This is a genomic window from Actinosynnema sp. NPDC002837, assembly GCF_040295345.1.
Lineage (GTDB): Bacteria > Actinomycetota > Actinomycetes > Mycobacteriales > Pseudonocardiaceae > Actinosynnema.
On the sequence record NZ_JBEOVG010000171.1, the window covers coordinates 1 to 6,915 of the forward strand.

2 protein-coding genes are annotated in these 6,915 nt (G+C 71.9%); one reads left to right on the plus strand and one right to left on the minus strand.

What is annotated here, in order from left to right; genetic code table 11:
- Positions 1 to 95: 95 nt before the first annotated feature.
- On the minus strand, positions 96 to 2,555 hold the full coding sequence (locus tag ABTZ99_RS44225; RefSeq protein ID WP_499619139.1) for a tetratricopeptide repeat protein: 2,460 nt from the start codon (positions 2,553 to 2,555) through the stop codon (positions 96 to 98).
- Positions 2,556 to 2,872: 317 nt separating this feature from the next.
- Here ABTZ99_RS44225 and ABTZ99_RS44230 point away from each other — a divergent pair, with 317 nt between their 5' ends.
- A complete protein-coding gene (locus ABTZ99_RS44230) occupies positions 2,873 to 6,703 on the plus strand; it encodes a galactose-binding domain-containing protein (protein ID WP_499619141.1) in 3,831 nt (1,276 codons plus the stop codon).
- Positions 6,704 to 6,915 lie beyond the last annotated feature (212 nt).

Here is a 6,915-nt window from a genome sequence, read left to right on the forward strand (position 1 = left end):
GGGGACACCACACGCGTCGACCCGGACATCGCACTTCGCAGCGCTGCGCCCCGCCAGCCAAAGCTGACGGGGCGCATTCGCCAACAGCATCCCGGTCACTCCGGGCGGCGGGCCTTCGCGTCGGCCGGGTGGGTGCTCTGCCAGCTCGCCAGGAGTTCGGCGGCTTCCCTCGTCCGCGGGTGGTTCTCGCCCTGCACGCCGGTCATCTCCGCCAGCACGGCGCGCAGCTCGTCGACCGCCTCGTCGCGTCGTCCGGCGCGGTGCAGGAGGTGGGCGCGTTGTTGCCGGATCCGCAGCGTGCGGGGGTGGTCGGGGCCGAAGACCCGCTCCACCGCGTGGCGCAGGGCGGTCAGGTCGTCCAGGGCGCCCGGGTCGCCCGCCACGCCCTGCCAGAACACCAGGTTGGACCGGTAGGTGAGGGTGGTCGGGTGGCCTTCGCCCAGGGCCCGCTCGGCGTCGGCGGTGGCGGTGTGGAACTCGGTGATCGCCCGGGTCAGGTCGCCCGCCTCGGCACGCCAGTAGGCGAGGTTGTGCCGGGCGATGAACGTGTCGTGGTGCGCGGGTCCGGCCACCTCCGCCAGGCCGTCCACGGCTTGCTGGTACGTGGCGACGGCGAGCCGGGCGTCGCCGGTCTCGCCGATCCACCTGCCCAGGCCGAGCATCGCGCGCAACGTCCGCTGGTGCCTCGGGCCCAGTTCCTCGCGCAGCACCGCGACGAGGTGGCTCGCCGCGTCACGGGCGCCGGCGAGGTCGCCCGAAAGCCCCAGGCACAGCGCCCGGTCGTCCTCGGCGGCCACCACGAGCGGGTGGGCGGCGGGCAGGTCGCAGGACTCGACCAGGGACGTCAGCTCGGCCAGCGCGGTCTCGATCAGGCCCGTCTCCAGGCGGTACGAGGCCTGGTGGAAGCGGGCCCACAGGGTGTCCTCGGCGGTGGGGCCGAGCTCCCGTTCGGCGGTGGCTCGGATCTCGCCGAAGTGGGCCAGGGCGGTCGCCGCGTCGCCGAGGTCGCCGATCGCCTTGGCCACCTGGGTGCGCAGGACGACCACGTCACGCGGGTCGGTCGCGCGGGCCAGGAGCTCCGTCGCGACGTCGCGCGCCGCGGCGAGCCTGCCGATCTCGGCGAGGTGGCGGCCGAGCCGGCGCAGGACGGGGTGCATGCCGCCGTCCCACAGGTGCTCCCCCGCGACCGACCGCAGGACCTCGGCGTTGCGGTACAGCGCCGCGGCGGTGTCGGCGTCGGCGGTGGACCACTCGCGCTCGATCGCGTCGGCCGCGGTCACGGCGACCGGCGCCAGGTCCGGCACCAGGTCGCGCGCGGCGCGCTGGACGAGCGCGTGCGCCTCGACCCGGCCGTGGTGGGTGACGAGGTTGAGCCGGTGCAGCGCGCGCAGCGCGGCCAGGTTGCGGCCGCCGTCGAGCAGCACGGCCTCGGGGATGCCGTCCGGCGCGAGGACCGAGATCAGGCCGAGCAGGTCCACCGCGGCGGCGGCCAGGGACTGCGCCCGTTCCACCGCCAGCCGCACGGTGCCCGCGACGGTGTCGTGGTGCTCGTCGGCGGGTGAGGTCAGCGGGAACAGGTCGGCGACGCGCTGCCGCCGGTCGGCCAGCAGGGCCAGGTAGGCGGGCACGTCGGTGCCGCTGTCGATGAGGAACGCGGCGGCCTGCGAGAGGGCGAGCGGGAAGCGGCCGAGGGCGTCGGCGAGGGCGGCCAGGTGCTCCCGGTCGTGCCTCGGGTCGACGGCGAGGCGGGCGGAGAGGTAGGCGGTGGCCTCGTCCGGGTCGAACATGCCGACGGCGATCACCCGCGCGTCCGGTCGCAGGAGGGACGCGTCGCGGCGCTGTGTGGTGACCAGGCTCCGGCCCGCGTCGCCGGCGGGCCACAGGCCGGCCAGCTCCGCCGGGTCGTCCACGTCGTCGAGCACCACCAGCCACGACGTGGTGGTGGACCGCAGCCAGGCGAGGAAGAGGTCGGCTTGCGCCTCGTCGTCGGCGCCCGCGGCGGACTTGAGCGCACGCCAGGCGCGCGCGTAGCCGGCGAGCACCGACTGCCTGGTCCGGGCGCCGACCCAGACCAGCACGTCGGCGCGGGCGCGGTGGAACGCGGCGGTGGCCAGTTGCGACTTGCCCACGCCACCGGGACCGGTGAGGAGGACCTGGCGGACGTCCCCCTCCCGTAACGCGGCGTCGATCGCGTCGGCCAGCTCGGCGCGGTCGCGCAACGCCGCCGCGTCGCTCGGCGGCCGTCCCACCACCACGCGCCCGGACTTGGGCGTGGCCCGGCGGTCCTGGTGGGCGGCGCGCCACAGCTCGCGCAGGTCGTTGAGCTTCGGCACGCCGCCGGTCGCGAGGGCGACCGCCAGCACGCCGTCGAAGTCGCGGGGCACGGACTGGCCGCCGACCCACTCGCCCAACCGCCGGGCGTTCACCGCCACCCGTCGCCCGGACGGCAGCACGACCGCGCTCGCGCGCCGGGCCACCGCCTCGTCGGACAGGTCGGGCAACCGTCCCCGCAACCGCGCCAGCGCCTGCGCGAACGCCGCTTTCGGGTCGCTCACCGCCACCTCCCCAGATGATCACCAGTCTAGATCCCCGCAACGGCCCGGAACGGGGTGGCGGCGTGCGTGAACGCCGTGGCGCCACGGGAGCACACCCCCGACACCCAGCCGGTGGTGACCGAACACCCCGACCCGCGCCAAGGGCCGCCATCGGCGTGCCAACCGGGTTCGTACGGATGGCCTACTCGGGCGTCTGACCGTTGACTTTCCCGCCGGGGCTCTGCAACGCTGCGATCCGGTTACGCAAGAAATCGACAAGTATGCGGAACTTTCTGACAAGCGCCCGGAACTGCCCTAAGAGAAGGGCCAGCACGACCATGTCAACGACGACACGCGCCCGTTCGCGCCTTGCCGCCTCACTGCTCGCACTGAGCCTCACCGCGTTCGCCCTGAGCACCCCTGCCGCTCAGGCCGAACCGTCGGCCGGGGTGCTCGACCTCGGCAGACCGACCCGCATCGACCAGGTCCGACTGTCCTTGCCGGACGACGACACCACGTTCTCCGTCCAGACCAGCCTCGACGGCAAGGGGTTCGCCACCCTCGTGCCGTCCGCGCCGCGCCGGGGCGAGGAGCAGTCGTTCGACTTCGACCCCACGCTGGTGCGCTACGTGCGCGTGGACGGCGCGCAGGTCCGCGACATCGACGTCCGCCAGGCCGCCGACGTCACCGCCAAGCTCGCCGCCACGTACAGCGCGAGCAGCCACAACGACGTCTACCAGGCGTCCAACGCCGGTGACGGCAACCAGGCCACCTACTGGGAGAGCGCCAACAACGCGTTCCCGCAGTGGCTGCGGGCCGACCTCGGCGCGGCGGTCAAGGTCGACCGGGTCGTGCTCAAGCTGCCGACGGCGGGGTGGGGCGCGCGCACCCAGACGCTGGCCGTGCAGCACAGCACCGACGGCCAGAACTTCGGCGACCTCGTCCCGTCGGCGCAGCACGCGTTCAACCCGACCTCGAACAACACGGTGACGATCCAGTTCACCGCGACCACCACGCGGTTCGTGCGGCTGCTGATCACCGGCAACACCGCGTGGCCCGCCGGTCAGGTCTCGGAGTTCGAGCTGCACGGCCCGACCACCGGCGACACGCAGGCGCCGTCCGCGCCGACGAACCTCGCCTACACCTCGCCGCAGTCCGGGCAGATCAGGCTGACCTGGTCGGCCTCCACCGACAACACCGGCGTCACCGGCTACGACGTCTACGCCAACGGCGCGCTGCGCACGAGCCTGGCGGGCACGGTGCTGACCTACACCGACTCCCAGCCGGACGGCGTCGCGGTCACCTACCACGTGATCGCCAAGGACGCGGCGGGCAACCAGTCGCCGCCGAGCGGCTCCGTCACCCGGCCCGGCTCCCCCGGCTCCGGCGCGAACCTGGCCAAGGGCAGGCCGATCACGGCTTCCTCGCACGTGTTCGACTTCGTGGCCGCGAACGCCAACGACGACGACGTGAACACCTACTGGGAAGGCGCGACCTACCCGACCACGCTGACCACCCAGCTCGGCTCGAACTCCGACCTCAGCTCGGTCGTGCTGAAGCTCAACCCCGCCTCGGCCTGGGGCACCCGCACGCAGAACGTCCAGGTGCTGGGCCGTGAGCAGAGCGCCTCGGGCTTCACGAACCTGGTGTCCGCGCGCGACTACGTGTTCAACCCGGCCTCCGGCAACACGGTCACCATCCCGCTGTCCGCACGGGTCGCGGACGTGCAGCTGCGCGTCACGTCCAACACCGGCGCGCCCGGCGGCCAGGTCGCCGAGTTCCAGGTGTTCGGCGTGGCCGCGCCCAACCCGGACCTGACGGTGAGCGCGACGTCGTTCACCCCGACGAGCCCGGTCGAGACGAACCCGATCACGCTGTCCGCGACCGTGCGCAACGCGGGCACGGCGGCGTCCGGCGCGACCGACGTGACGTTCTTCCTCGGCACCGACGCCGTCGGCACGGCCCAGGTCGGCGCCCTCGCGGCGGGCGCGTCGGCGACCGTCACCGCGAACATCGGCCCGCGCGGCTCCGGGTCCTACTCCTACACCGCGAAGGTCGACGAGACGAAGAAGGTCGTCGAGCAGAACGAGGCCAACAACGCCCTGCTGCACCCGAGCGCCCTGGTCGTCACGCCCGTGCCCAGCTCGGACCTGGTCGGCGCGCTGAGCTTCTCGCCGAACAACCCGGCCAACGGCCAGAACACCACCTTCACCGTCGTGCTGCGCAACGAGGGCTCGATCGCCACCGCGAGCGGCGCGCACGGCGTCACGCTCACGCTCCTCAACGCCACCACGGGCGCGACCGTGCGCACGTTCACCGGCAGCCACACCGGCGCGATCCAGCCGGGCCAGTCGGCCGCGCCGATCACGTTGGGCTCCTGGCCCGCCGTCAACGGCAAGTACACGCTGCGCACCGAAGTCGCGGTGGACGCCAACGAGATCGCCGCGCGGCAGGCGAACAACCGCACCACCCAGTCGCTGTTCGTCGGCCGCGGCGCGAACGTGCCGTGGGAGCACGTCGAGGCCGAGGACGCCGTCACCGCGGGCGGCGCGCAGAAGATCGGCCCCAACCGCACCATCGGCGACCTCGCCGGCGAGGCGTCCGGCCGGCGCGCGGTGACGCTCAACAGCACCGGCTCGTCGGTCGAGTTCACCACCAGCGGGTCGACCAACACCCTCGTCACCCGCTTCTCCATCCCGGACGCCGCGGGCGGCGGCGGCATCGGCGCCACGCTGAACGTCTACGTCAACGGGGCGTTCCACAAGGCGATCGACCTGCACTCGCGGCACATCTGGCTCTACGGCAACGAGGCGTCACCGGGCAACTCGCCGGGCGCGGGCGGGCCGCGGCACATCTACGACGAGGCGAACGTGATGCTCAACGGCACGTTCCCGGCGGGCACGAAGATCAAGCTGCAGAAGGACGCGGCGAACACCACCAACTACGCCATCGACTTCGTCGACTTCGAGCACGCGGTGGCGCGGGCCAACCCCGACCCGGCCCGGTACCTCACGCCGACCGGGTTCGGCCACCAGGACGTGCAGAACGCGCTGGACCGGTTCCGCATGGACACCAGCGGCACCCTGCTCGGCGTGTACCTGCCGGCCGGCACGTACACCACGGCGCAGAAGTTCCAGGTGTACGGCAAGCCGGTGCGGGTGATCGGCGCGGGGCCGTGGTTCACGAAGTTCGTCGTGCCGACCACGCAGGAGAACACCGACGCGGGCTTCCGGGCCGAGCAGTCGGTGAACGGCTCGACGTTCAGCGGGTTCGCGTTCTTCGGCAACTACACCTCGCGTATCGACGGCCCGGGCAAGGTGTTCGACTTCTCCAACGTCGCGAACATCACCATCGAGAACATCTGGGCCGAGCACATGGTGTGCCTCTACTGGGGCGCGAACACCGACTTCATGACCATCAAGGACTCCCGGATCCGCAACATGTTCGCCGACGGCATCAACATGACCAACGGCAGCACGGACAACCGGGTGGCCAACATCGAGGCGCGCTCGACCGGTGACGACAGCTTCGCGCTGTTCTCCGCGATCGACGCCGGCGGCGCGGACGAGAAGAACAACGTGTACGAGAACCTGTCGTCGTTGACGACCTGGCGCGCGGCCGGGTTGGCGGTGTACGGCGGCTTCCTGAACACGTTCCGCAACATCTACATCGCCGACACGTTGACCTACTCGGGCGTCACGATCAGCTCGCTGGACTTCGGCTACCCGATGAACGGCTTCGGCCCGGAGCCTACGACGTTCAGCGGGATCACGCTGGTGCGCACCGGCGGGCACTTCTGGAACGGGCAGACGTTCCCGGGGATCTGGATGTTCTCGGCGTCGAAGCCGTTCCGGGGCATCCGGGTCGACGACGTCGACATCATCGACCCGACGTACGCCGGGATCATGTTCCAGACCAAGTACAACGGGACGACACCGGAGAACCCGATCCAGGACACCGTCCTGACGAACATCTCGATCTCCGGGGCCCGGTTGAGCGGCGACCAGTTCGAGCACAAGTCCGGCATGGGCCTGTGGGCCAACGAGCTGCCGGAGGCGGGCCAGGGCCCGGCGGTCGGCTCGGTGACCTTCAACAACCTGCGGTTCAGCAACAACAACGAGAACATCCGCAACCGGACGTCGACGTTCACCATCACCGTCAACCCGTAGTCCGCTCCAGCCGGAGCGCCGCCCCGTCCCCCGGGGCGGCGCTTCGCGTTGCGCTTCTTCCGGCGGTGACGCGGACGTGACCGCCGGCGGACGCGGGAACGGCCCCCGGCGGGGAGAGGCGGATTCCAGGGGTCGTCGCAACACAACTGATCAACTGGCTTAGGTCAGGAGCTTAGCCAAACGCTCGGCTGGGGTGTCCCAGCCGAGCGTTT

Coding starts and splice junctions, on each gene's coding strand:
- ABTZ99_RS44230 (WP_499619141.1), top strand. CDS start 2,873: ATGTCAACGACGACACGCGCCCGTTCGCGCCTTGCCGCCTCACTGCTC.